The following is a 23,704-nucleotide window of genomic DNA, read 5'->3' on the forward strand; positions in this document are numbered from 1 at the left end:
ATTTCCGCCGGACGGGCAGAACCTTCAAGCTCGTCCGGCGATTGAGGACACGCGGACGAAAGTCGCGTACGGGGCCGGGGCGAAGCCCCCACCGCGGGCGACCCGCGCCGCGGCCGCACTTACCGCTCAGGCCCGGGCCGCCGGTTCTCGGGGGCGTGAGGCGTCCGGCGTCGCAAGGGCGAGGCGTCGGCGCGACAGCCGGCCCGGCCACCAGACCGCCCGCCCCAGTAGCAGGCTCGCCGACGTCACCAAGTACGTGCGGACCAGGAACGTGTCCAGCAGGACGCCGACCGCGACCACGAAGCCCATCTCGACCATCGCCACCAGCGGCAGGTTCATCAGCACCGAGAACGTCGCCGCCAGCACGATGCCCGCCGAGGCGATGACGCCGCCCGTCGTGCGCAGCGCCGTCAGTGCCGCGGCCGCCGGTTCCGCGCCGGAGAGGGACTCCTCACGCATCCGGTGCATCAGGAAGATGCCGTAGTCGACACCGAGCGCCACCAGGAACACGAAGGACAGCAGTGGCAGCCCGGGGTCGACGCCCGAGAAGCCGAAGACCGGTCCGAAGACCAGCCCGCCCAGGCCCGTCGCCGCGCCCCACACCGCGACCACCGCGACCACGAGGATCAGCGGAGCGACGATGCTGCGCAGCAGGGCGATGAGGATCAGCAGGACGGCGGCGAGGACCAGAGGAATGACGATCAGCCGGTCCCGCGCGTTGGTGTCGTCCAGGTCGAGTTGCTGGGCGCTCGGACCGCCGACGTACGAACCGTCCAGGCCCGCGCGCAGCGCCTTGATCGTCGCGGTCTCGCCGGCCGTCTCCGGTGCGTCCGTCGCGAAGACGGCGAGCTCGGTCCAGCCGTCCGCGCCGCGCCCCCGTGTCACGGCGGCAACGCCCTCCGTCGTACGGGCCTTCGCCAGCGCCTCGTCCGCGCCGGACGTGGGTGCGATCACGCTGATCGGCTGGCTGCTGCGGTCCGGATACGCGTCCGCCAGCGTCCGCATCGCGGACACCGACTCGGGTCGGTCGGTGAAGCTGTCCTCCTGCTTGAGCGTGCCCGGCAGACCGAACGCGCCGAGTGCCAGCGCCCCGAGCAGCACCGCCCCTGAGGCAAGCACGGCGACCGGCCTGCGCCCCGCCGAGCTGCCCATCGCGGCGAAGAGCGAGCGGCGCTGCTTCGGCTCGCTCCCGTACGCCGGCACCAGCGGCCAGAACACCTGGCGGCCGAGCAGCACAAGTACCGCCGGAAGCAGTGTCAGCATCGCCGCCAGCGCACACACCACGCCCACCGCGCCGACCGGACCGAGCCCGCGCGCGCTGTTGAGGTCGGCGGCCAGCAGGCACAGCAGTCCGGCGGCGACGGTCCCGGACGAGGCGAGGACGGCGGGCCCGCAGCCGCGCAGAGCGGCGCGCATCGCGTCGTACGGCTGCGCGGCGCGGCGCAGCTCCTCGCGGTACCGGGCGACGAGCAACAGCGCGTAGTCGGTGCCCGCGCCGAAGACGAGGACGGTCATGATCCCGGCGCTCTGGCTGGTGACCGTCAGGCCGAAGCCCTGGACGAGGCCGTAGATCACGGCCCTGGTGGTGAGCGCGGCGACGCCGACGACGAGCAGCGGGACCAGCCACAGGAACGGGCTGCGGTAGGTGAGGATCAGCAGGACCGCGACGACGAGCACGGTCGCGATCATCAGCGTGCCGTCGATGGAGTCGAAGACCTTGGTCATGTCGGTCTGCAGGGCACTGGGCCCGCCGACGTCGACGCTCAGCCCGTCGGCGCCGCCCACGGCCTCCCGTACGTCTTCGACGAAGGCGGTACGCGCCTCCTCGTCGTCACCGGGCCCGGTGGTCGACACCGGGAACATCAGCGTCGTGCCGTCCTTGGACGGGACGCCGACGGGCCGCTGCCCGCCGGTGAGTTGATGGGTGGAGGCGATCTCGGCGACCTGCCGGTCCGCCGTGGCACGGTCGGCGGCCGTCAGCCCGCCGTCCCGGTGGTACACGAGGACGAGCTCGGTGGACTCGCCGCCGGGCAGCTTCTGCTGGATCTTCGCGACCTGGGTGGAGTCCGCGTCCGCCGGCAGATAGTCCACGACGTTGTCGCGCTGTACGTCGCCCAGCTTGCCCGCGAACGGGCCGGCGAGCGCGATGACGGCGATCCAGAACGCCAGCACCGCCCACGGCACGGCACGACGACGTCTGTTCACGGGCCCCATGGATGTCTCCCCTTCGTCACTGGCGTCCGGTGTCGGACTCCGTGACCAGACTCCCGCCGGGAAGTGCGCGAATCCTCGCGCGGGCGGGCGAGATGGGGGCTACTGCGCAGGGTGGCCTCGGCCCGGTTTTACTCCCGCGGGAGTACGGGCCAGGAGTACGGGCCGGATGAGGGGCCGGATGAGGGGCCGGGAGCATCAGCCGGGCGCAGGGGCCGGGGCCGGGCCCACGAATCAGGCGAACTAGAAAGGCGTCCGCGCCGCCGCCAGCAGCCGCGCCGTGTCGTCCGCGCGCAGTTGCAGCGCCGCGCCGACCGTCGTCAGCACCTCACGCTCCGCCGGGGTGTACGGACCGTCCGCGAGGGCGATTCTCGCGCCCTGCAGCAGGATCGACTCCCGGCCCGCCGGGGCCAGATGCGGCGCGAGCGGCTCCAGCGCCTCATGCAGCTCGATGGCGAGCGCGGCTCCGTACGGCCCGCTGTCGGTGACGAAACGGCCGGTGTCCGCGGCGAGCGCCTCGATCAGGGCCGTCAGCTGGTCTTCCGTGCAGTCGTCGAGGCCGGCCGCGCGGACCGTGGCGACCGCGGTCTCCCGGACCGGACGGGAGGAGGTGCCACCGGAGGCGAGGACGGCGAGCGCGACGGTGTGCACGGCGTCCCGCAGCATCGCGGAGAAACGGCTGGTGGTGGGGTGGTCGAGGGCGTCCATGCCGAAGTGGCTGTGGCAGGCCGCGCATTCGACGACCGGACCGGCCGCGCCGCGCGGCAGCAGCGGCACACCGAGGAAGGTGAAGCGCCGGCGGCCGGTGCGGCGGCGGTAGTTGCGGTCGCCTCCGCAGTCGGAGCAGAAGAACTCTCCGTCGCCGACAGTGTTCCAAGAGGTATGAACGCCGCAGACCAGCATTTTTCGGCCGATTGGTCCTCGGGCTGGCTGCACGTCGCACCTCCGTAATGCTCCGGCAACATTGCCGCGTTGACGTGATGTTAGCCACATCTGTGATGCCACGTCAGCACCCGGGAGGCAGTCCGCCAGGACATGGCCGATTCCTCGCCCTGCGGCCCCGCCCCCACGGCGGCATGACCGCGCCCCCGGCCGCTCCCGAGGGAGCGGCCGGGGGCGCGGTGAAGATGCCCGGTGAAGCGGACTAGCGGGCCGCGCGGTTGACGGCCGAGACGACCGCCTTCAGCGAAGCACGGGTGGTGTTGGCGTCGATGCCGATGCCCCACAGCACCTTGCCGTCGATCGCGCACTCGATGTAGGAGGCGGCCTGCGCGGACGCGCCCTCGCTCATCGTGTGCTCCTGGTAGTCCAGCAGCCGCGCGTCGACGCCCACTGCGTTCAGTGCCTCGAAGAACGCCGAGATCGGACCGTTGCCGGAGCCGGTCAGCACTGTCTCGGCGCCGTCCACGACCGCCTCGACGGTCAGCGTGTCGATGCCGTCCTTGTCGGTGGTGGTCTGGCCGGAACGCAGCTGGATACGTCCCCACGCGTTGTCCGGGTTGGGCAGGTACTCGTCCTGGAAGACCGACCAGATCGCCGTCGGCGTGACCTCGCCGCCCTCACTGTCCGTCTTAGCCTGGATGATCTTCGAGAACTCGATCTGCATCCGGCGCGGCAGGTCCAGCTTGTGGTCGTTCTTCAGGACGTATGCGATACCGCCCTTGCCGGACTGCGAGTTGACCCGGATGACCGCCTCGTAGGAGCGGCCGACGTCTTTCGGGTCGATCGGCAGGTACGGGACGGCCCACTCGATCTCGTCGACGGTCCTGCCCTGGGCGGCCGCGTCGGCCTCCATGGCGTCGAAGCCCTTCTTGATGGCGTCCTGGTGGGAGCCGGAGAAGGCGGTGTAGACCAGATCGCCCGCGTAGGGGTGGCGCGGGTGGATCTCCATCTGGTTGCAGTACTCGCTCGTCCGACGGATCTCGTCGATCTGCGAGAAGTCGATCTGCGGGTCGACGCCCTGGCTGAACAGGTTCATACCCAGCGTCACCAGGTCGACATTGCCGGTGCGCTCGCCCTGGCCGAACAGGCAGCCCTCGATACGGTCCGCACCGGCCATGATCGCCAGCTCGGCGGCGGCGACGGCGGTGCCGCGGTCGTTGTGCGGGTGCACGGACAGACACACGTACTCGCGTCGGGTCAGATTGCGCGACATCCACTCGAAGCGGTCGGCGTGCGTGGACGGGGTCGAGCGCTCCACCGTGGCAGGCAGGTTGAGGATGATCTCCCGGCCGGCCTCGGGCTGCCAGACGTCACAGACGGCCTCGCAGACCTCCAGCGCGAAGTCCAGCTCGGTGTCGGTGAAGATCTCCGGGCTGTACTGGTAGCCGAAGATCGTCTCCGGGCCCAGGATCTTCTCGGCGTACTCCATCACCAGCCGCGTACCGTCCACGGCGATCTGCTTGATGTCGTCCTTCGAGCCGCGGAAGACGACCCGGCGGAAAGTGGGCGCCGTCGCGTTGTACAGGTGCACCGTCGCGCGGTGGGCTCCGACGATGGACTCGACGGTGCGCTCGATCAGGTCCTCGCGCGCCTGGGTCAGCACGGAGATCGTCACGTCCTCGGGGATCGCACCCTCTTCGATGATGGAGCGTACGAAGTTGAAGTCGGTCTCGCCGGAGGACGGGAAGCCGACCTCGATCTCCTTGTAGCCCATGCGTACCAGCAGGTCGAACATCTCGCGCTTGCGGGCGGGCGACATCGGGTCGATCAGGGCCTGGTTGCCGTCGCGCAGATCGGTGGACAGCCAGCGGGGCGCGGCGGTGATCCGGTTGTTCGGCCAGGTGCGGTCGGGGATGTCCACGGCCTCGTACTTGCCATACTTGTGGATCGGCATCCCGGACGGCTTCTGCGTGTGGGTCGCGGTGGTGACGGGCGTGGGGCGACCGACGGAAGTGTCAGACATTGCGTAGGGCTCCTCGGGGGGTCCAGCAAGTAGGACGGCCGACTGAGTCGAAGCAGCATCAGATCCCGCGGGGAGGGGGTCGGCCTACGACTACAGGCCCTCGCCGCGGCAGCTAAGAAGAAGCAGCCCGAAACGCATGATGGGAAGCAGCCTAGCCGAGCATCGCGGAGGACGGAGGTGCCGTATCAGTATGCGGGACACTATTCCGGTTACGGCCAAACAGTGCCGTATCACAATGAGGCAGCCCTCAGACCCCGTATCACTCCATTTCACTAATCATGGTGGCAACTAGTGACAGCACGATGACTCAGTGCCACAGTCCCCCGCATGGACGCCAACGCCCGCCGGGTCAACCCGGTCTTCTGCACCATCGTGCCGCCCCATGTCCTCGACAAAATGGCCCGCGCCGAGGACCCCACGATCGCCGAGCCCGCCGCCCGCACCCTTGAGCACGACGCCCTCCAGCGCACCCGCCGCCGGATCACCACCGTCCGCGGTCTCGCTCCGAGCACGGCCGGAGCCGTGTCGGACAAGCCCCATCGCACGATCTACGACGCCAAGCACGAGGAGATCGTGCCGGGCAAGAAGGTGCACTCCGAGAACGACAAGCCCGCCAAGGACGCCACGGTGAACCGCGCCCACGCGGGCCTCGGCGCCACGTTCGACCTGTATCTCAAGGCGTACGGCCGCCACTCCATCGACGGCTCCGGCCTGCCGCTGAACGCGACCGTCCACTACGGCGAGAACTACGACAACGCCTTCTGGGACGGCGAGCGGATGGTCTTCGGCGACGGGGACAGCGATCTGTTCCTGGACTTCACGCTGCCCGTGGACGTGATCGGACACGAGCTCACCCACGGTGTCACGCAGTACACGGCGAATCTGGAGTACTTCAGCCAGTCCGGCGCGCTGAACGAGTCCATGTCGGACGTCTTCGGCTCGCTCATCAAGCAGTACGCCCTCGGCCAGAGCGCCGACCAGGCCGACTGGCTGATCGGCGCGGGCCTGCTGGGCCCCAATGTCACGGGCGTCGCGCTGCGCTCGATGAAGGAGCCGGGGACGGCGTACGACGACGACGTCCTCGGCAAGGACCCGCAGCCGGCGACGATGGAGGACTACGTCAAAACCGGTCGCGACAACGGCGGCGTGCACATCAACTCGGGGATCCCGAACCACGCCTTCTACCTGGTCGCCACCGCGCTGGGCGGCAATGCGTGGGAGCGGGCGGGCCAGATCTGGTACGACGTCCTGACCGGCGGCGAACTCTCCACGACCGCGCAGTTCACCGAGTTCGCCCGCCTCACGGTGGCCGCGGCCCGCTCGCGCTTCGGCGAGGGTGAGGAGCAGGAGGCGCTGCTGAAGGCGTGGTCCCAGGTCGGGGTGGGTACCAACTGAGCCGTTCGCGTACTAGACAGGACCCATGCGTATCCAGGTAAGACGCACGGGTGGCTTCGCCGGTATCGAGCGGTTCGCGGAGGTGGACACCTCAGGGCGGACCGATGCGGGCACCTGGCATGCCCTGGCCGAGCAGGCGATGGCCGGCGGCCGGGGCACGCCGCCGGACGGAGTGCCGGACGGGTTCAGCTACCGGATCACGGTGGACGGGCGCAGCGTCTACTGCGCGGACCCCCGGCTGTCCGACGCGCAGCGGCAGCTGATCTCGCTGGTCCTCAAGGAAGGTTCGTGACCGGGGCGGAGGCGGGTGCGGCTGACGTGGCGGCGGGCGCGGCGGGGGACGTGGAGGCGGCCGCGGATGCCGAGGCTGCTTCCACACGGTCGCCCTGGCCGATCGCGAAGTCCCGGACGAGAGCCAGCAGGGTCTCGTCCGGGGTGCGCGGGCCAGTGAAGTAGCCCGCCCGCTCCAGCTGGGCGAGGCCGTGCATCTGGCACCACAGCTGCCAGGCGCGCAGTGAGGCGTCGCCGTCCCGGAAGCGGCCCACGGCGGTGCAGCGGCGGATGACACCGTGCGGGACGCGGAGCATGAAGGTGCCCATCTCCCGGTCCTCGTCGGCGAGTTCGAAGCCGGCCAGCTGGGATCCACCGAACATGACGGCGTACACATTCGGTTCGGCGCGGGCGAACTCCTGGTAGACGCGGCAGACAGCATACAGATCTGCGACCGGGTCGTCGGTGGGCCGCACGAGGTCGGTACGCGCCATGAAGCGCTCGAACCCCTCGCGTATCACCTCGCGGACGAGTGCCGGCATCGAGCCGAAGTGGGTGTAGACCGCCATGGTCGAAGCGCCGACCGCCCTCACCAGGCGACGGGCACTGAGGGCAGCGGGTCCCTCGTCGGCGAGGACGCGGGCGGCCTCGTCGAGAAGCCGACGGCGAACGGAATCCTGGGGCGACACAGCAGCAGCGTAACGCCGTTATGGACATAACGGGTGTCATACGAAGCCGGCGCCCCGGGACGGCGAGCCGACGGTCAGAAACCCAGCTTCCGCAGCTGCTTCGGATCCCGCTGCCAGTCCTTCGCCCCCTTCACATGCAGGTCCAGGCTGTATCCAATATGCGGCTGCCGCCGCGGGGCAGGCGTCCCCAGCAGCACCACGATCTGCCCGCGCAACTCCACCCGGCCGACCCCAGACACCCGCCCCATCCGCAGCCCCAGGACAGTGACCCGACGGTCAGAAACCCAGCTTCCGCAGCTGCTTCGGATCCCGCTGCCAGTCCTTCGCCCCCTTCACATGCAGGTCCAGGCTGTATCCAATATGCGGCTGCCGCCGCGGGGCAGGCGTCCCCAGCAGCACCACGATCTGCCCGCGCAACTCCACCCGGCCGACCCCAGACACCCGCCCCATCCGCAGCCCCAGGACAGTGACCCGACGGTCAGAAACCCAGCTTCCGCAGCTGCTTCGGATCCCGCTGCCAGTCCTTCGCCACCTTCACATGCAGGTCCAGGAAGACTGGCGTACCCAGGAGCGCCTCGATGTGCTTGCGCGACTTCGTGCCGACCTCCTTCAGGCGCTTGCCCTTCGGGCCGATGATGATGCCCTTCTGGCTCGGGCGCTCGATGTAGAGGTTCGCGTGGATGTCCAGCAGCGGCTTGTCCGCCGGGCGGTCCTCGCGCGGCAGCATCTCCTCCACCACCACCGCGATCGAGTGCGGCAGCTCGTCCCGTACACCCTCCAGCGCGGCCTCGCGGATCAGTTCCGCGACCATGACCTGCTCGGGCTCGTCCGTGAGGTCGCCCTCCGGGTAGAGCATCGGGCCCTCCGGGAGCAGCGGGATCAGCAGGTCGGCCACCAGCTGGACCTGCTTGCCGCCGACCGCCGAGACCGGGACGATCTCCGCCCACTCCATGCCCAGCTCCTTGCCGAGCCGGTCGATCGCGATCAGCTGCTCGGCGAGGGTCTTGGAGTCGACCAGGTCGGTCTTGGTGACGATCGCGACCTTCGGGGTCTTCTTGATGCCCGCGAGCTCCTTGGCGATGAAGCGGTCGCCGGGGCCGAGCTTCTGGTCGGCGGGCAGGCAGAACCCGATCACGTCGACCTCGGCCCAGGTGGTGCGTACGACGTCGTTGAGACGCTCGCCGAGCAGCGTGCGCGGCTTGTGCAGGCCCGGGGTGTCGACCAGGATCAGCTGGGCCTCGGGGCGGTGCACGATGCCGCGGACGGTGTGCCTGGTCGTCTGCGGCCGGTTGGAGGTGATCGCCACCTTCTGGCCTACCAGAGCGTTCGTGAGGGTGGACTTGCCCGCGTTGGGGCGGCCGACGAAGCAGGCGAAGCCGGCCCGGTGGGGGGCGTTGTTCTCTTGGGTACGAGCGCTCATGGCGCCCATTGTCCCTGATGTCACGAGCCCTCGGGTACGCGCGCCCTCACCCGCCGTACTCTGGCCCACACCCCGGCCGCCGACAGGCCCGCCGCCAGCACCACCGCGACCAGCCAGGGCAGCGCGAAGAAGGAGGTTCCGGCCGACTCGCGGACGTCCCGTGCGGTGGCTGTGAGTCTGACCTCGCCCCATTCGAGCTGGGGTGCTCCCGCCCAGCGTTCGGTGAGGCGGATCTTCTGGCGCGGCAGCAGCTCGGCGGGGATCTTCTTCAGATCGCGGTTGAGGAGATCGCGGCGGAAGAGGCCCTCCGCCTTGAGGGCGACCTTGGGGTTGAGCGTGACATTGCCGCGGTTGTAGAGGGTGTACGAGATGAGCGCACTGCTCTCGCCGGTGCCGGGCACCAGGGGCTGCTCGTGGCTGAGGGTGACGTTCTCGATGGAGAGCGCGGGGACGGTGGGGCCGTTCACGCGCAGATAGATGCGCGCGCCGACCGCCTGCTGGATGCCGACGGCGAGCGAGCCCTTCGAGGAGTTGATGCGCTCGTCGAGGGCAACCAGGGCGCCGGGGTGGTCACCGGGTTCGGCGTCCTCGGGGAGGTTCACGGTGTACGGCACGGTGACCGAACTGTTCGCCGGGACGGTGACGCGCTCGCGCTCGGGCTCGGCCCAGGCGCCGATACCGCGCTGCTTCTCCTTCTGGGTGCGTACGGCGAAGCCACCGTCCCGTTCGGTGTTGTACGCGTCGGCGGCGTACAGCCGGAACGTCAGTGGGGCGGCGGTCTTGTTGGTGACCGTGACCTCGTCGGTGAGGGTCGTGCCGGGGTCGGCCGAGAGATAGAAGTACGGGCGCCGGCCCAGTTCGGAGGAGGTGGGGTAGACGGACCAGTTGCCGTTGTCGGCGGCATGGGCGACCGGGATGCCATACCCGCCGTACAGCAGCGCGACCAGGACGGGCAGCAGGATGACGTACAGCTTGCGCATGTGCGGAGCCCCCCAGGGACGTAGCGGTGCCGGGGAAGTTCGAGCGGGCCGACCGGGTGCGCGCCCGGCCCGTCCGTATTCTTTTTGTGGCTCGGTTCGCCTCCGGGGCGCCTTCAGCGTGTGTCGACCGTTCCCATTTGAGGCTCGGTTCGCCTCCGGGGCGCCTTCAGCGTGTGTCGACGGTCGATCGTGCTCGATCCCTCGTTCCTCGGGACCTCCGCGCGTTCTCCCTTTCGACGCCCGCGCGCCCCTTTGGCTCACTCGCCGGGGCCGCTTGGGTCAGCACTACGGAGTACGCGCCCTTTCGGCTCACTCGCCGGCACCACTCAGGTGAGCGTGAGGGTCAGCACTGCGGAGTACGCGCCGGGGGCGGTGTACGCCGGTACGTCCAGTGAGACCTTCGCGTCCACGGTGAACTCACCTCCGGTGAGCGCCCCGTTGGGCGTGGAGGCGAGGGTCGCGCCCGCGCTGCCGACCGGTCCCGCGGAGCCGGCCGCGCAGGTGCTGGGACTGCCCTGCTTGGTGGTGCAGGCCGGCGTCCAGCCGAGTCTGCCGGCGTCGATCTTCCCGCCGGGCCCGGTGAAGTCGGTGACCTTGCCGGTCAGGGACCACCCCGCGGGGCCGCCGCGGAAGTCCTTGACCGTCACCTTCTTCAGATCGCCGGTGGCTGCCCCGCCCTTGCCGAAGTCGACCGCCGACATCTGGACGGTGTCACCGGCCTGGGACATGGACAAAGTGCCTGCGGCGACCGAGGTGTTGAGCTTCTGGCTGTTGCTGGGCAGAGGCGTGTCGTCGACGACGGTGTACGCCGCCGGGCCCGCGCCCTTCTCCGCCGACCAGGCACTGCCTTCGTACGCGACGATGCCGGTCGTCGCCTTGTCGTTGGCCTTGAGCCGCGCGGTGAAGCCGCCTGTGGCGTCGGCCTTGAGGGTCATTCTGTCGGCTGTCTCGGCCGCTCCGGCCCGTCCGACGACGGTGATGTCGGCGAGCGGAGTGAACTTGGCGCCGGTGACGGTGACCTGGTCACCGGGTTTGCCGGAGGCCGTGGCGAGCTGGATGGTGCGCTCGTTGGCGCCGGGAACGTCCGTCGCGACGACCGTCTGGGAGACGGGCGCGGGCGGATTGGTGACCGTACACGGGGTGTCCAGCTCCATGATGTAGCTGGTGTGGATGTTGTAGTCGCCGGGCGAGAGGGTGATCGAGCCGGGCGCGGTGACCTTGAAGGTGCCGGTCATCGAGAACGGCGGGAACGCTCCCTTGCCGGGGACGGGCGGGTTCTTCTTGGGTCCGGTGACCGTGACGCTGCCGGCCTGGGCGCCGCCGAGGGTGACCTTGCCGCTGGGAGTCATGATGTCGGCCGGAAGGGCGAGGTCGACCGGGTTGCTGGCGGCCGGCTTGGTGACCGTGTAGGTGACCGTGACTGTGTCGCCCACCTTGGGGGCGGCGTTGTCGACGGTGATCTCGGCGGTCGTGGTGCCGTCGATGGGCGGGATGCCGGCGATGGGCGGCGGTACGCAGTGGGTCGCGAAGTCCACCGGTGCGGAAGCGGCGGCCATCGCGGGCGCGGCGAGCGATGCCGCGCCCGCGACCAGGGCGAGGGACCCCAGTGCGGCGGTCCACCGTCGCCTGCGGCCAATGGATCTTCGGATGGCGGATCTTCGGGTGGCTGTAGCCATGATTGCCCCCTTCTGAGGAATGCTGGGGGCCATTGACAGGGGACGGCCGAAAGAAGTCAATGGAATCGAAATGCGCTGTCTGATGACCCATCAGGTACTGTCAAGATCCGCGTTTGCGCAGGCCGGAAGGGGAATCAGCGCCACCGGAAAAGGTGACGCCGATTTCTGTCACACCGGTGCTGTCACACCGTCCGGCTTCCCCTTCCGGTACTCCCGTCCGGTACTCCCGTCCGGGAAGCTCCGGGGAATGCGGCCCGTGAGCGGCCCGACGGCTTCAGACCGCCCTGTTGGCCCGGCGCCTGCGGAACCGGTCGGCGAGAATCGCGGCTCCCACAGCCACGTACAGCATGCCGAGTACTCCGGTCGCCAGATCCAGCCAGTCGGCCCCGCGGCCGAGCGCCAGATCCTCTGCCGCGGCTCCGCCCAGCCACAGCGAGACCGCCGCCAGCAGCACGCTCGCGACCGCCTGCGCGGTCCGCGCCGCGTGCTCGCGTCCGTAGCCCTTCAGCAACTCACCCGCGGCGAAGCCGACCACCACGAAGGGCCAGACGTCCATCGCGTCCACATCGCCCGTCATGGCTGCCTCGACGAGGCTGCCGGCCCCGACGGTGCCGGCACCCGCCAGGGCGACCCAGCCGAACACCCGCCGACGCCGTGCTCCCTTCGGAGCACCTCGGCGCATCAGCCCGCCGCCACCGCGGACTTGAGCGCTCCGTCGGGGCCGGCGAGCAGCACCGGGGTCTCCGGCCCACCCAGGTCACGTACCGCGGCGCGGTCCGCGTCGGAGGCGGCGTCCGCCTCGGAGACGACGGCCGCGGCCTCGAGGGACCTCGCGCCGCTGGCGACGGCCATGGCGACGGCGGTCTGCAGCGCGCTGAGCTTCAGCGACTCCAGCGCCACGGTCCCGGCCACATACGTACGCCCGGTCTCGTCCCGTACGGCAGCACCCTCGGGCACACCGTTGCGGGCCCGGGCGCTGCGCGCCAGCGTGATGATCTTGCGGTCCTCGGGGGCGAGGTCGGTGCTCTGCGTCATATCGCGAGCATAGATCGGCCGCCCGGCACGGAGCCGGGCGGCCGGTCGGAGTGGCAGGGGCTCAGCCCTGGACGCCCTTGACGAACTTGTCGCCGACCCGCTTGACCAGATCCGCGAAGTCCTTCTGCGCCGTGGCGCCGCCCTCGTTCATGTACGCGACGCGGGTGGCACCGGTGCCCTGGTGCGCGACCAGCAGATCGGCCTTGATCACGATGCCGGGCGCGAACTCAATGGACATCTGGAAGGCGTGCGATGCCTCGCCGACCTTCGGAACGTCCAGCTTCTCGATCTTGACGGCGGTCTTCTCGCCCTCCATCTCGAAGGAGACGGTGGAACAGCTGCCGAGCGCCGTGCCGATGGCCTTGGTGAAGTCGGCGGCGCCCGCGCCGGCGAACGTGAAGACCTGCTGGCTCAGCTCGGTCTTGCCGTCTGCCTGCTTGAAGTCGACGTCTCCGCCCTTGGTGGCGTCCTTGATCTTGGCGCCCATCATGTCGGCGAGCGGCTGGCACTCGGGCTTGTCGGCCTTCGGGGCCGGGGTGTTGTCGGCGGCGACCTTGCCGGCCTTCCAGCCGGCGGGAAGGTCCTTGACCTCAAGGGTCGCGGCCTTCATCTGCGCGGCGGTCAGCGGCGTGAGCGCCGGCGCCTCCTTGTCCTCGCCCTTCGCCTTGTCCTTGGACTGCTCCTGGCCGGCGGCCGGCTTCTTCTCGTCGGACGAACCGCCGCAGGCCGCCGCGGTGAAGCACAGCGCGGAGACGGTGAGAGCGGCGGCAACGCCGCGGCGCATACGTGTACGCATGAAAGTGGTACTCCCCTGAATCTGGCTCAAAAGTGCTCATGGGGAGCTTCCCCCCTCCCCGGTAACGGGCAGAGGATACACATACGCCGAGGTCAGCCCGCCACCGGATACATCGAGCCGCGCCGGCCCTCCGGGCTCGCCAGCCACTCCAGCTTCGCGGCCGTATCCGCTTCCGGCAGCGGCGTATGCATCACGATCGCCAGATCCGGCCTGGCCGGCACCCGCAGCTGGGTCGACTCCACGAACAGTGCCCCGACCAGGGGGTGTTCCATCTCCTTGCGGACCTGCCCGCCGGGCGCGATATCGCGCCGCTCCCACAGCTCGGCGAAATCCTCGCTGGCCGCCTTCGCCTCCTCGACCACCGACTGGAAGCCCTCGTCGTCGGGGCGCTCGGAGCAGGCAGCCCGGAACTGCGCGACGACATTGGGCGCGTTCTGCTCCCAACTCTTGGCACGCGAGCGGTAGATGGGGTCGGTGAAGAAGGCGATCAGACAGTTCTGAACGAGCCCGGGGCGCATGCCGAGGACCATCCCCGCCGCGTCGTTGTAGAGGACCGTGTTCCAGTACGCGTCCATGATGTGCGCGGGGAAGGGCATCCACGCGTCGATGAGCCGCCGCAGCCCGGCGCACATGTCGGCGTCGCCCGGATCCACCTCGGGCGCGGGCGGGTTGAGCCCGGCCAGTACGTACAGATGGCGGCGCTCGACGCTGCTCAGCCGCAGCACCCGGCCCACCGAGTCGAGGACCTGCGGCGAGACGGTGATGTCCCGCCCCTGCTCCAGCCACTGGTACCAGGAGACACCGACGCCCGCGAGGACCGCGACCTCCTCACGGCGAAGTCCGGGCGTACGACGGCGGGCCCCGCCGTCCGGCAGGCCCGCCTCGGCCGGACTGACCCTGGCGCGCCTGCTCATCAGGAACTCGCGCAGCTCGCCGAGGCGGTGCGCCTTCATCCCATCCTGCTCGGCCGTCATGGCCACGTACTCCCCCTGGTCCGTCCGCCTGGCTGCCTGGTGGTGCGACCAACAGGATAAGTTCCCGCTCCCCACGGATATTCCTGGAGCCCGAGGGTGTTGCCCATGGCAATCGACACCTCCGCCCCCACCCTCGCGGCGACCGCGCCGCCGAAGCTCTCCGGCCGCGCCAAGCTGATCCTGCTCGTCCTGTGCGCCGCCCAGTTCATGGTCGCGCTCGACTTCTCCGTACTGAATGTGGCGCTGCCCGTCCTCGGCAAGGACCTGGGCATGAGCCAGTCCGCGCTGCAGTGGGCGGTCACCGCCTTCGCGCTGCCCTCCGGCGGCTTCCTGCTGCTCTTCGGCCGGACCGCCGATCTGTACGGGCGGCGCAAGTTGTTCCTCAGCGGTCTCGCCGTCTTCGGCGCCGCCTCACTGCTCGCGACCTTCGCCTGGGACCCGGCGTCCTTCCTGGCCGGCCGGGCCCTGCAGGGTCTGGGCGCGGCCGCCATCGTGCCGACCGGAATGTCGCTGCTCACCACCACCTTCCCGGAAGGCCCGCAGCGCGACCGGGCGCTGGGCATCAGCGGCACACTGCTGTCCCTGGGCTTCACCATCGGCATGGTGCTGGGCGGCGTACTGACGGACACTCTGGGCTGGCGCTCCACGATGGGCCTGCTGGCCGTCGCCGCGCTGCTCGTCCTTCTGCTGGCGCCCGGTCTGCTGGCCGAGTCCCGGCACCCGGAGCGGCCGCGCCTTGACGTGCCCGGCGCGGTCACCGTCACCGGCGGGCTGCTCGCCGTGATCTACGCCCTGTCCACGGCGGCCGAGCGAGGCTTCGGCGGGGGCGACGTCCTGGTGACGCTGATCGCCGGGGTCGCGCTGCTGGTCGCCTTCGTGGTGGTCGAGTCCCGGTCCCCCGCCCCGCTGGTCTCGCTGCCGATGCTGCGGCGGCGGACGGTGGCCTGGGGGAATCTGGGCGGTCTGGTCACCTTCTCGATGATGAGCACGGTCGTCTTCGTCCTCACCCTCTACCTCCAGGAGGTGCTGGAGCTCTCCGCCTTCCGGACCGGTCTGGTCTTCGGCGTCCAGGGCGTGCTGTCGGCCTTCGCCGGCGCGTATGCCCCCAAGCTCATCGGCCGCATCGGTGCCCGTCGCACGCTGGTCGTCTCGCTGCTCGGCCAGGGCGTGTTCGTCGCCGCGCTGCTCGGCATCGGCACCGGATCGGGCGCTCTGCTGGCGACCGTCGCCGTCTCGCTGGCCAGCGTCTGCCATCTGGGCGCGATCATCTCGTACGGACTGACGGTGACGTCCGGGGTGCCGGACGAGGAGCAGGGCCTGGCGACGGGGCTGGTCACCACGACGCAGCAGGTGGGGATCACCATCGGCATCCCGCTGCTGGGTGTGCTGGCAACGACGCAGGGCTCGCTGTTCGACGGGGTCCGTACGGTGCTGGCGGTGGACGCGGCGGTTGTCGTGGGGGCGGCGGTCCTGGTGGGGCTGGGCCTGCGGAAGCGGAATAGCAGCCCCTCCGGCGATTGAGGCGCGGGGTCTCTGGCGGAGCCCCAGCTCAGGAAAGGCCGCGCAGGTCAGGCGCGGTCCAGGCGGAGGCGGTCCGCCTTGGGGAGTCCCGCCACCACGAGGTCGTACGAGTCCTCGATCAGCTCCCGGACCATCCGGTCCGGGAGCTCGCCGACCGTCACCGTGTTCCAGTGGCGCTTGTTCATGTGATAGCCGGGGGCGATCGCCGCATGGTCGGTACGCAGCTGGACCGCGATCTCCGGCTCACACTTGAGGTTCACCCTCAGCGGCCGGGCGTCCAGCGCGCTGAGCGCGAAGAGTTTGCCGAGAACCTTGAACACCGAGGTCTCGGGCCCGAACGGGAACTCCTCCACCGCAGCGTTGAATTCGAGGCAGAACGCCCTCAACTCCTGCGCCTTCATGCCGCATCCCCCTCGGGCTTCCCCGGCACCGGCTCCGCCAGCACGGTGACGATTCTGTTCCGGCGGCCGGCCGGGGACTCCGCGGTCAGCCGCAGCGCACGCCCGTCCGGCAGGCCGACCACCGCGGACGCGCCCGCGATCGGCACCCGTCCCAGGGCCTTCGCCAGCAGTCCGCCGACGGTCTCCACATCCTCGTCGTCGAACTCGTCGAGCCCGTACAGCTCGCCGAGATCGTCGATGTCGAGGCGGGCGGTGACCCGGAAGCGGCCCTGGCCCAACTCCTCGACCTGCGGCAGCTCACGGTCGTACTCGTCGGTGATCTCGCCGACGATCTCCTCGAGGATGTCCTCGATCGTGACGATGCCGGCCGTGCCGCCGTACTCGTCGATGACGACAGCAACGTGGTTGCGCTTCTGCTGCATCTCGCGCAGCAGGTCTCCGGCGTTCTTGGTGTCGGGCACGAACACGGCGGGCCGCATCGCCGTGGAGACCAGATCGGCCTCCGAGTCGCGGTTGATGTGCGTCTTGCGGACCAGGTCCTTCAGATACACGATGCCCACGATGTCGTCCTCGTTCTCCCCGGTGACGGGGACGCGCGAGAAGCCGGAGCGCAGCGCCAGGGTCAGCGCCTGCCGGATCGTTTTGTACCGCTCGATGCAGACCAGGTCGGTCCTGGGGACCATCACTTCGCGTACGAGGGTGTCGCCGAGCTCGAAGACGGAGTGCACCATACGGCGCTCGTCGTCCTCGATCAGCGACTCCTGCTCGGCGAGGTCGACCATCGCCCGAAGCTCCGCCTCGCTCGCGAACGGGCCCTTGCGGAAGCCTTTTCCGGGCGTGAACGCGTTGCCGAGCAGGATCAGCAGTTGCGGGATCGGGCCCATGATGCGGGCGAGCGGAAGCAGGACGTACGCGGCCGCGGTGGCGGTGTTCAGCGGGTGCTGGCGGCCGATGGTGCGCGGCGAGACGCCCACCGCGACATACGAGACGAGCACCATCACTCCGATGGCGACGACCAGCGCCGTCCAGGTCTCCTTGAACTCCTCCAGGCAGACATAGGTGACGAGCACCCCGGCCGCCATCTCGCAGGACACCCGTACCAGCAGGGCGACATTGAGATATCGGGTCGGGTCGGCGCTGACCTGCGCCAGTTTCTCGGCGCCGCGCCGTCCGGAACGTACGGCTTCGGCCGCACGGAAACTGGAGACGCGGGCCAGGCCCGCCTCCGCGCACGCCGCCAGCCAGGCGACGACGACCAGCAGAATCGCGCCGAAGATCAGTTGACCGGTCATGAGACGGTCGGCGCCGGGGACGGGCCGGTGTGGCCCTTCTCCGCCCGCCAGCCGTCGATGATCGCGGCCTGCAGACCGAACATCTCGGCCTTCTCGTCCGGCTCCTCGTGGTCGTAGCCCAGCAGATGCAGCACTCCATGGACGGTCAGGAGCTGGAGCTCCTCGTCCATGGAGTGCTGTGTCGGGGCCTCTTCGCCCTGCTTCTTGGCGACTTCGGGACAGAGCACGATGTCACCGAGGAGCCCCTGTGGGGGCTCCTCGTCGTCCTTGACCGGCGGACGCAGCTCGTCCATCGGGAAGGACATGACATCCGTCGGACCGGGCAGGTCCATCCACTGGATGTGCAACTGCTCCATGGCGTCGGCGTCCACGACGATCACCGAGAGTTCGGAGAGCGGGTGGATTCGCATCCGCGCGAGCGCGTAGCGGGCGACATCGAGGATCGCCTGCTCGTCGACCTCGGTTCCGGATTCGTTGTTGACGTCGATCGACATGGTGCGCTGTTACTACTTCCCGTTCGGGTGCCCGTTTTGGCCGTCGTACTTCTCGTACGCGTCGACGATACGGCCGACGAGCTTGTGCCGTACGACATCCTGGCTCGTGAGCCGGGAGAAGTGCACGTCCTCGACGCCCTCCAGAATGTGCTGGACCTGGCGCAGTCCGCTCTTCGTGCCGTTCGGCAGGTCGACCTGGGTGACGTCGCCGGTGATGACGATCTTCGAGTCGAAGCCGAGCCGGGTCAGGAACATCTTCATCTGCTCGGCGCTGGTGTTCTGCGCCTCGTCGAGGATGATGAACGCGTCGTTGAGCGTCCGGCCGCGCATATACGCCAGCGGCGCGACCTCGATCGTGCCCGCCGCCATCAGCCGCGGGATCGAGTCGGGGTCGAGCATGTCGTGCAGCGCGTCGTACAGCGGCCGCAGATACGGGTCGATCTTCTCGTAGAGCGTGCCGGGCAGGAAGCCGAGGCGCTCGCCGGCCTCCACCGCGGGACGGGTCAGGATGATGCGGTTGACCTGCTTGGACTGCAGGGCCTGGACCGCCTTGGCCATGGCGAGATACGTCTTGCCGGTACCGGCGGGGCCGATGCCGAACACGATCGTGTGCTTGTCGATCGCGTCGACGTACCGCTTCTGGTTGAGGGTCTTGGGGCGGATGGTCCGGCCGCGGCTGGAGAGGATGTTCTGGGTGAGCACCTCGGCCGGGGTCTCGACCGCGCCGTTGCCGCTTTCGCCTGCTCTGAGCATGGCGATCGAGCGTTCCACTGCGTCCTCCGTCATCGGCTGCCCGGTGCGGAGCACCAGCATCATCTCGTCGAACAGGCGCTGGATCAGAGCGACTTCCGCCGCGTCGCCGATCGCGCTCACCTGATTGCCCCGGACATGGATGTCGGCCGCCGGGAAGGCCTTCTCGATCACGCGCAGCAGGGCGTCACCCGAACCCAGGACCGTCACCATCGGATGCTTGGCGGGGACGGTGAAGTGGGCTCGCGCCTGCCCCGGCGCAGGGGTCTGGGCTGTAGGTGTCTGAGTCATGGGCCGGCTCTGTGGCCTGCACATACCTCCCGTTGCAGGGTTCTCGCTGGTCGACAACCTCTGGGACACCAAGCGTACGACTTGACACTGACAAGGCCGAGGGCTTTTCCGGGGGCGTTGTGGAGGGGCGGCTTCAGGCGGGGGCCGCGGGCGGAGCGGCCGCAGGCGGGGGGTTTCAGGCGGAGGGGTTCAGGCGGAGCGGCCGAAGCCGATCGTCGGTACGGCACGGCGCAGCGGCCACGGCCGGGTGGGCGCGGGCAGCAGCGTCTCCAGGAACGCGTACCGGCGAAGGGCCGTCGGGTCCTGGTCGTCACAGCCCTGGACGTACTGCCACCACGCGGCGATCTCGGACCAGCCCGGCGCGGAGAGCGAGCCGCCGAACTCCTGCACCGACAGGGCGGCGGTCAGCCCGGCGAAGGCGAGGCGGTCGGCGAGCGGCCAGCCCGCGAGCGTGCCGGTGACGAAACCGGCCACGAACACATCACCGGCACCGGTCGGGTCGAGCGCCTCCACCTCGATGGCGGGGACCTGAGCGCTCTCGCCGGTCCCGCCGTCGACGGCGTACGCGCCCTCCGCGCCGAGAGTGACGACGGCCAGCGGAACCCGCTCGGCCAGGGCGCGGGCGGCAGCGCGGGGGCAGTCGGTGCGGGTGTAGCGCATCGCCTCTTCGGCATTGGGCAGGAAGGCCTCGCAGTGCTCCAGGTCGGCGAGGTCGTCCGGGTCCCAGCGACCGCTCTCGTCCCAGCCGACGTCGGCGAAGACGCGGGTGCCCTTGCGGGCGGCCTGGGCGATCCACTCGTCGCGACCGGGCGTGAGAGAGGCGATGGCGGCCCTGGCGGGCGGCGGGCAGTCGGGCGCGGGCTCGGGCGGCGGGGCCTCGTGCCCGTGGGAGACCATCGTGCGCTCGCCCTCGTACGCCATGGAGACGGTGACGGGCGAGTGCCAGCCGGGCACGGTGCGGGAGAGCGCGAGGTCGATGCCCTCGCCCTGCGCGAGGGCGTCCCAGCAGTACTCGCCGTAGTGGTCGTCCCCGAACGCGGCGGCGAGGGAGGTACGCAACCCGAGCCGGGCCAGGGCGGTGGCCATATTGGCGACACCACCGGGGCTGGAGCCCATGCCACGGGCCCAGGACTCGGTACCGCGGACGGGGGCGGAGTCGAGGCCGGTGAAGATGATGTCGAGGAAGACGCTGCCGGTGAGATAGACGTCGCAGTCCGGATCGGCTGGTCTCCGGAGCGCGGCGAGCGGGTCCAGGCAGGTGGCAGCGTGGTGCGGATACTCTCCGTGTCCAATGGTCACCGTGCCGCTCCCGGTACGTGGTGCAGATCAGGCCAGTCTGCCTGATGGGGGGCGGGGGGTCGCGGTGCGGGCCGGGGCGTAGGAAGTTTCCCCACCCCGCCCCTTTCCGATTCTGTCCTCAATCGCCGGACGGGCGGCGCCGTGCACAGCAACCGCCGGACGGGCGGCGTATCCACCAACCGCCGGACGGGCTGCGTGTGCGGCTACCAGCGGGGGACGGGCTGCGGGACCCAGCCGGGCTCGGCGATCCGCATCGCCGCGGCGTCGTCGCGTTCGCGCATCGAGCCGTCGTCGTCGAGCCAGCGCCGGTGCAGGAGCGCCAGCCGCTCGCGATCGAGTTCGACACCGAGGCCCGGCAGGTCACAGACGGCGAGGCGGCCGTCCTTGAACTCGAGGCGCTCGGTGATGACGTCCTCGGTCTGCCACGGGTAGTGGCTGTCGCAGGCGTAGTCCAGGTTGGGAACGACCGCGGCGACATGCGTCATCGCGGCGAGGCTTATACCCAAGTGGGTGTTGGAGTGCATGGACAGGCCGACCCCGTACGTCCGGCAGATCGCGGCCAGTTCACGGGTGTTGCGGAGCCCGCCCCAGTAGTGGTGGTCGGAGAGGACGACCTGAACGGCGCCGCGCGCGAAGGCCTCGGGGATCTCGGCGAAGGTCGTCACGCACATGTTCGTCGCGAGCGGAACATCGGTGCCGGCCGCGACCTCGGCCATCCGGGCCGTCGTGTTCGCCGGGTCCTCCAGGTACTCCAGTACGTCAGCGAGCTCCTCGGCGACCTTCAGCGATGTCTCCACGGACCAGGCGCCGTTCGGGTCGAGCCGCAGCGGCCGCCCGGGGAACGCCTCCGCCAGCGCGCGGACCGCCGCGATCTCCTCCTCGGGCGTGAAGACGCCCCCCTTGAGCTTGAAGGAGGCGAAGCCGTACTCACGGGCGAGGCGCCGGGCCTGCGCCACGACGCCCGCCGGATCCACGGCCGCGCCCCAGTCGTCGGACTCCCCGGCGCCGCCGGGGTGTTCGGCCCAACGGTAGAAGAGGTACGCGCTGTAGTCGACGGCGTCGCGCACCTTGCCGCCGAGCAGCGCGTGCACGGGCAGGCCGAGGGCCTTGCCGAGCGCATCGAGGCAGGCGACCTCGAAGCCGGAGACGATGGAGAGCCGCAGCTTCTCGGCGGTCTGCGCACCGCGGAGGCCGCCGACGTCGACGGCGTCCGCGCCGGTGGCCTCGGGCGAGTCACCGCAGACCAGCGCCGCGAGCTGATGCAGCCCGTTCAGATCGCTGACCTGGCAGCCGGGCAGTACCTCCGCCAACGGCGTTGCCAGGTCGAGGTACTTGGTGTCGCCGTAGGTCTCACCGACGCCGGTGATGCCTCCTGCCGTGACCACCTCGACGATCAGCCGCGGGGTGTACGGCTGGTGCACGCCCTGTGTGTTGAGCAGCGGCGGGTCGGCGACGAGGATCGGGGTGAGCCGCACCTCGGTGATCGTCAGGTCGTTGCGTGCGTTCATGCCGTGGCTCCTACCAGGTCGAATCCGGCTGCCAGCAGTGCTTCGAGGTCCGCGAGGTCGTCGGGAGCGGGTTCGGTGAGGGGTGCGCGTACCGGCCCTACGGGCCTTCCGCGCAGCCGGGCCGCCGCCTTGACCAGCGACACGGCGTAACCGGGCACGTCCGCGGCCTGCCCCATCCTGTCTCCCTATGTGGATGACGTACACGAATGAGAACGGAGATTAGATACGCGAACAGGGGTCGTCAATGGGTCCAGGTGCCCGGATGACGATCAGCGCATGTCGGAGACGGATTCGGAGCCGGCGCCGACGCCGCAAACCGGCGGCGTGCGCGAGGTGAAGTCGGCGGGCCGCACTGTCGAGCTGCTCGAAGTACTGGCGGAGCGCGGCGACCGCCCCGCGCGTGTACGCACTGCTGCAGACGCTTATCATCGGGCCGCCCTCGCCGCCGCCCTCGCCGCGATCCGCGAGCGCGGCTGCGCCGTCGACCGCGAGGAGGGCGTGAGCGGTATCGCGGGCTTCGGCTTCGCGCTGCGCCACGACGCACCCGCGACGGACGCGATCAGCTGACCGGTGCCGGTGGCACGGCTCACCGAGGAGCACGAGCGGCAGATCGTGGCGGTGATGAGGGAGGTCCGCGCGAAGATCGAGGCGACGGCGAGCCGGCGCTGAATCGCCGGAGGGGCTGAACATTCAGCCCGTCCGGCGATTGAGGACACCCTCGAACGGTGCGATCGACGGCCCGGAGGCGCAGCCCCCAGCGGCCCGGTCCCGCCCGCTACTCGGGGCGTCCGACCTCGAAGTCGTACGCCTCGACCTCGGCGATCAGCCGCGCCCGCCGCTCCTCGTCGTCGTCCAGGAAGGACGCCAGGAACGAATTGCGGGCCAGCTCACGCAGCTGCTCCTCGGTGAGCCCCAGTGCCTCGTGCACCGCATGGAACGTGTCGCCGATATAGCCGCCGAAGTACGCGGGGTCGTCGGAGTTGACCGTGCACAGCAGCCCCGCGTCCATCATCCGCCCCAGCGGGTGCTCCTCGAGGACGTCGACGGCCCGCAGCCGTACGTTCGACAGCGGGCAGAGCGTCAGCGGAACCCGCTCCCGTACCAGCCGCTCGACCAGTTCCGGATCCTCCATGCAGCGCAGCCCGTGGTCGATGCGCTCGACGCCCAGCACGTCCAGGGCCTCCCGGATGTACGCCGGCGGGCCCTCCTCGCCCGCATGTGCCACCTTGCGCAGCCCGAGCGCGTCCGCCGCCTCGTACACCTCGCGGAACTTCGACGGCGGATGCCCGGCCTCCGCCGAGTCCAGGCCCACCCCCGCGATCCGGTGCAGACAGGGCTTCGCGGCGTCGAGCGTCTCCATCGCCGACTCGGCGGACTCGTCCCGCAGGAAGCACATGATCAGCCGGGTGGAGATACCGTGCCGCTCCTCGCTGCGGTCGAGCGCGCGGGCCAGCCCGTCGATCACCGTGCCGATCGGGACACCGCGGGCGGTGTGCGCCTGCGGGTCGAAGAAGATCTCCGCGTGGCGCACGCCCTGCCCAGCGGCCCGCGCCAGATACGCGTCGGCGAGTTCGGCGAAGTCGTCCTCGGTGTGCAGGACGGACATCAGCCCGTAGTACAGATCGAGGAAGGACTGCAGGTCCTGGAAGAGGTAGGCGCGGCGCAGCTCTTCAGTGTCCTTGTACGGCAGTACGACGCTGTTGCGCGCGGCGAGCGCGAAGGCGAGCTCGGGCTCGAGGGTGCCTTCGATGTGCAGGTGCAGTTCGGCTTTGGGGAGGGGCATTGCCCCATCTTAGG

At 70.0% G+C, this 23,704-nt stretch carries 22 protein-coding genes and 3 pseudogenes; 4 read left to right on the top strand and 21 right to left on the bottom strand.

The genetic code is table 11. The features are described from left to right. Positions 1-126 precede the first annotated feature (126 nt). From OG735_RS14065 to leuA, 3 genes are all read right to left on the bottom strand, one after another. The gene (locus OG735_RS14065) at positions 127-2,214 is read right to left on the bottom strand and encodes an MMPL family transporter (protein WP_327323515.1); all 2,088 of its coding nucleotides are present in this window, start codon (positions 2,212-2,214) and stop codon (positions 127-129) included. A 240-nt stretch (positions 2,215-2,454) separates the two neighbouring features. Next, positions 2,455-3,114 carry a TerB family tellurite resistance protein gene (locus OG735_RS14070; protein ID WP_442812602.1) on the bottom strand — a complete coding sequence of 220 codons (660 nt, stop codon included), beginning with the start codon at positions 3,112-3,114 and terminating at the stop codon, positions 2,455-2,457. 241 nt (positions 3,115-3,355) lie between these two features. Beyond that, complete coding sequence (leuA, locus tag OG735_RS14075; RefSeq protein ID WP_327323517.1) at positions 3,356-5,116, bottom strand: 2-isopropylmalate synthase; 1,761 nt, start codon at positions 5,114-5,116, stop codon at positions 3,356-3,358. A gap of 327 nt (positions 5,117-5,443) precedes the next feature. On the opposite strand from leuA, the gene OG735_RS14080 reads away from it, so the two are divergent. Both OG735_RS14080 and OG735_RS14085 read left to right on the top strand, forming a co-directional pair. Beyond that, positions 5,444-6,511, top strand: a complete 1,068-nt coding sequence (locus OG735_RS14080; protein ID WP_327323518.1) for a M4 family metallopeptidase — start codon at positions 5,444-5,446, stop codon at positions 6,509-6,511. 25 nt (positions 6,512-6,536) lie between these two features. Beyond that, positions 6,537-6,803, top strand: a complete 267-nt coding sequence (locus tag OG735_RS14085; protein ID WP_327323519.1) for a protealysin inhibitor emfourin — start codon at positions 6,537-6,539, stop codon at positions 6,801-6,803. On the opposite strand, the gene OG735_RS14090 is transcribed toward OG735_RS14085, so the two are convergent. The 10 genes and pseudogenes from OG735_RS14090 to OG735_RS14135 form a co-directional block, all read right to left on the bottom strand. Then, positions 6,787-7,470: a TetR/AcrR family transcriptional regulator gene (locus tag OG735_RS14090; protein ID WP_327323520.1), complete on the bottom strand. Its 684-nt coding sequence runs from the start codon at positions 7,468-7,470 to the stop codon at positions 6,787-6,789. The two genes, OG735_RS14085 and OG735_RS14090, sit on opposite strands and share 17 nt — an antisense overlap. Positions 7,471-7,544: 74 nt before the next feature. Further along, complete coding sequence (locus OG735_RS14095; RefSeq protein WP_442812425.1) at positions 7,545-7,709, bottom strand: hypothetical protein; 165 nt, start codon at positions 7,707-7,709, stop codon at positions 7,545-7,547. A gap of 37 nt (positions 7,710-7,746) precedes the next feature. Continuing rightward, positions 7,747-7,935 (bottom strand): annotated as a pseudogene (locus tag OG735_RS14100) (hypothetical protein); the annotation flags it as partial. Positions 7,936-7,948: 13 nt separating this feature from the next. Further along, a complete protein-coding gene (gene era, locus OG735_RS14105) occupies positions 7,949-8,890 on the bottom strand; it encodes a GTPase Era (RefSeq protein ID WP_442812426.1) in 942 nt (313 codons plus the stop codon). 20 nt (positions 8,891-8,910) lie between these two features. Further along, entirely contained in the window at positions 8,911-9,870 is a 960-nt protein-coding gene (locus OG735_RS14110) for a WxL protein peptidoglycan domain-containing protein (protein WP_327323521.1), read from the bottom strand. Positions 9,871-10,196: 326 nt separating this feature from the next. Next, complete coding sequence (locus tag OG735_RS14115; RefSeq protein ID WP_327323522.1) at positions 10,197-11,546, bottom strand: beta-xylosidase; 1,350 nt, start codon at positions 11,544-11,546, stop codon at positions 10,197-10,199. Positions 11,547-11,820: 274 nt separating this feature from the next. Continuing rightward, positions 11,821-12,189: a hypothetical protein gene (locus tag OG735_RS14120; RefSeq protein ID WP_327323523.1), complete on the bottom strand. Its 369-nt coding sequence runs from the start codon at positions 12,187-12,189 to the stop codon at positions 11,821-11,823. 38 nt (positions 12,190-12,227) lie between these two features. Next, a complete protein-coding gene (locus OG735_RS14125) occupies positions 12,228-12,581 on the bottom strand; it encodes a cytidine deaminase (protein ID WP_327323524.1) in 354 nt (117 codons plus the stop codon). Positions 12,582-12,642: 61 nt separating this feature from the next. Further along, the gene (locus tag OG735_RS14130) at positions 12,643-13,377 is read right to left on the bottom strand and encodes a hypothetical protein (protein ID WP_327323525.1); all 735 of its coding nucleotides are present in this window, start codon (positions 13,375-13,377) and stop codon (positions 12,643-12,645) included. A 92-nt stretch (positions 13,378-13,469) separates the two neighbouring features. Beyond that, positions 13,470-14,351 (bottom strand): helix-turn-helix transcriptional regulator, encoded by an 882-nt coding sequence (locus OG735_RS14135; RefSeq protein ID WP_327323526.1) that lies wholly within the window; start codon positions 14,349-14,351, stop codon positions 13,470-13,472. A gap of 105 nt (positions 14,352-14,456) precedes the next feature. On the opposite strand from OG735_RS14135, the gene OG735_RS14140 reads away from it, so the two are divergent. Then, positions 14,457-15,872, top strand: coding sequence for an MFS transporter (locus tag OG735_RS14140; protein ID WP_327323527.1), 1,416 nt, complete (start codon positions 14,457-14,459; stop codon positions 15,870-15,872). A 47-nt stretch (positions 15,873-15,919) separates the two neighbouring features. Here the strand turns inward: OG735_RS14140 and OG735_RS14145 are convergent, their stop codons facing one another. The 7 genes and pseudogenes from OG735_RS14145 to OG735_RS14175 all read right to left on the bottom strand — a co-directional run. Further along, a complete protein-coding gene (locus tag OG735_RS14145; protein WP_327323528.1) occupies positions 15,920-16,273 on the bottom strand; it encodes an MmcQ/YjbR family DNA-binding protein in 354 nt (117 codons plus the stop codon). Further along, a complete protein-coding gene (locus OG735_RS14150; RefSeq protein WP_327323529.1) occupies positions 16,270-17,565 on the bottom strand; it encodes a hemolysin family protein in 1,296 nt (431 codons plus the stop codon). Before OG735_RS14150 ends, OG735_RS14145 begins: the two co-directional genes overlap by 4 nt. Continuing rightward, positions 17,562-18,059: an rRNA maturation RNase YbeY gene (gene ybeY / locus OG735_RS14155; protein WP_327323530.1), complete on the bottom strand. Its 498-nt coding sequence runs from the start codon at positions 18,057-18,059 to the stop codon at positions 17,562-17,564. The genes OG735_RS14150 and ybeY overlap by 4 nt, the downstream gene beginning before the upstream one ends. Positions 18,060-18,071: 12 nt before the next feature. Further along, complete coding sequence (locus OG735_RS14160; protein WP_327323531.1) at positions 18,072-19,100, bottom strand: PhoH family protein; 1,029 nt, start codon at positions 19,098-19,100, stop codon at positions 18,072-18,074. A gap of 189 nt (positions 19,101-19,289) precedes the next feature. Next, positions 19,290-20,399: a carbohydrate kinase family protein gene (locus OG735_RS14165; protein WP_327323532.1), complete on the bottom strand. Its 1,110-nt coding sequence runs from the start codon at positions 20,397-20,399 to the stop codon at positions 19,290-19,292. A gap of 203 nt (positions 20,400-20,602) precedes the next feature. Next, the gene (locus tag OG735_RS14170) at positions 20,603-21,907 is read right to left on the bottom strand and encodes a glucarate dehydratase family protein (protein WP_327323533.1); all 1,305 of its coding nucleotides are present in this window, start codon (positions 21,905-21,907) and stop codon (positions 20,603-20,605) included. Beyond that, positions 21,904-22,065, bottom strand: a pseudogene (locus tag OG735_RS14175) (5-dehydro-4-deoxyglucarate dehydratase); the annotation flags it as partial. The pseudogene OG735_RS14175 and the gene OG735_RS14170, both read right to left, overlap by 4 nt. A gap of 271 nt (positions 22,066-22,336) precedes the next feature. Between OG735_RS14175 and OG735_RS14180 the strand changes: the two are divergent. Further along, positions 22,337-22,576 (top strand): annotated as a pseudogene (locus OG735_RS14180) (IclR family transcriptional regulator domain-containing protein); the annotation flags it as partial. A gap of 106 nt (positions 22,577-22,682) precedes the next feature. On the opposite strand, the gene OG735_RS14185 reads toward OG735_RS14180, so the two are convergent. Beyond that, entirely contained in the window at positions 22,683-23,690 is a 1,008-nt protein-coding gene (locus OG735_RS14185; RefSeq protein ID WP_327323534.1) for an adenosine deaminase, read from the bottom strand. Between the last annotated feature and the right edge of the window lie 14 nt (positions 23,691-23,704).

The organism is Streptomyces sp. NBC_01210 (genome assembly GCF_036010325.1).
Classification (GTDB): domain Bacteria; phylum Actinomycetota; class Actinomycetes; order Streptomycetales; family Streptomycetaceae; genus Streptomyces.

Excerpts from the sequence above, each read along its gene's own strand:
- OG735_RS14135 (WP_327323526.1), bottom strand. The coding sequence starts at position 14,351 with ATGACGGCCGAGCAGGATGGGATGAAGGCGCACCGCCTCGGCGAGCTG.
- OG735_RS14170 (WP_327323533.1), bottom strand. The coding sequence starts at position 21,907 with ATGAACGCACGCAACGACCTGACGATCACCGAGGTGCGGCTCACCCCG.
- OG735_RS14140 (WP_327323527.1), top strand. The coding sequence starts at position 14,457 with ATGGCAATCGACACCTCCGCCCCCACCCTCGCGGCGACCGCGCCGCCG.
- ybeY (WP_327323530.1), bottom strand. The coding sequence starts at position 18,059 with ATGTCGATCGACGTCAACAACGAATCCGGAACCGAGGTCGACGAGCAG.
- OG735_RS14110 (WP_327323521.1), bottom strand. The coding sequence starts at position 9,870 with ATGCGCAAGCTGTACGTCATCCTGCTGCCCGTCCTGGTCGCGCTGCTG.
- OG735_RS14185 (WP_327323534.1), bottom strand. The coding sequence starts at position 23,690 with ATGCCCCTCCCCAAAGCCGAACTGCACCTGCACATCGAAGGCACCCTC.
- OG735_RS14160 (WP_327323531.1), bottom strand. The coding sequence starts at position 19,100 with ATGACTCAGACACCTACAGCCCAGACCCCTGCGCCGGGGCAGGCGCGA.
- era (WP_442812426.1), bottom strand. The coding sequence starts at position 8,890 with ATGAGCGCTCGTACCCAAGAGAACAACGCCCCCCACCGGGCCGGCTTC.
- OG735_RS14130 (WP_327323525.1), bottom strand. The coding sequence starts at position 13,377 with ATGCGTACACGTATGCGCCGCGGCGTTGCCGCCGCTCTCACCGTCTCC.
- OG735_RS14115 (WP_327323522.1), bottom strand. The coding sequence starts at position 11,546 with ATGGCTACAGCCACCCGAAGATCCGCCATCCGAAGATCCATTGGCCGC.
- OG735_RS14085 (WP_327323519.1), top strand. The coding sequence starts at position 6,537 with ATGCGTATCCAGGTAAGACGCACGGGTGGCTTCGCCGGTATCGAGCGG.
- leuA (WP_327323517.1), bottom strand. The coding sequence starts at position 5,116 with ATGTCTGACACTTCCGTCGGTCGCCCCACGCCCGTCACCACCGCGACC.
- OG735_RS14070 (WP_442812602.1), bottom strand. The coding sequence starts at position 3,114 with ATGCTGGTCTGCGGCGTTCATACCTCTTGGAACACTGTCGGCGACGGA.
- OG735_RS14065 (WP_327323515.1), bottom strand. The coding sequence starts at position 2,214 with ATGGGGCCCGTGAACAGACGTCGTCGTGCCGTGCCGTGGGCGGTGCTG.
- OG735_RS14125 (WP_327323524.1), bottom strand. The coding sequence starts at position 12,581 with ATGACGCAGAGCACCGACCTCGCCCCCGAGGACCGCAAGATCATCACG.
- OG735_RS14080 (WP_327323518.1), top strand. The coding sequence starts at position 5,444 with ATGGACGCCAACGCCCGCCGGGTCAACCCGGTCTTCTGCACCATCGTG.
- OG735_RS14145 (WP_327323528.1), bottom strand. The coding sequence starts at position 16,273 with ATGAAGGCGCAGGAGTTGAGGGCGTTCTGCCTCGAATTCAACGCTGCG.
- OG735_RS14150 (WP_327323529.1), bottom strand. The coding sequence starts at position 17,565 with ATGACCGGTCAACTGATCTTCGGCGCGATTCTGCTGGTCGTCGTCGCC.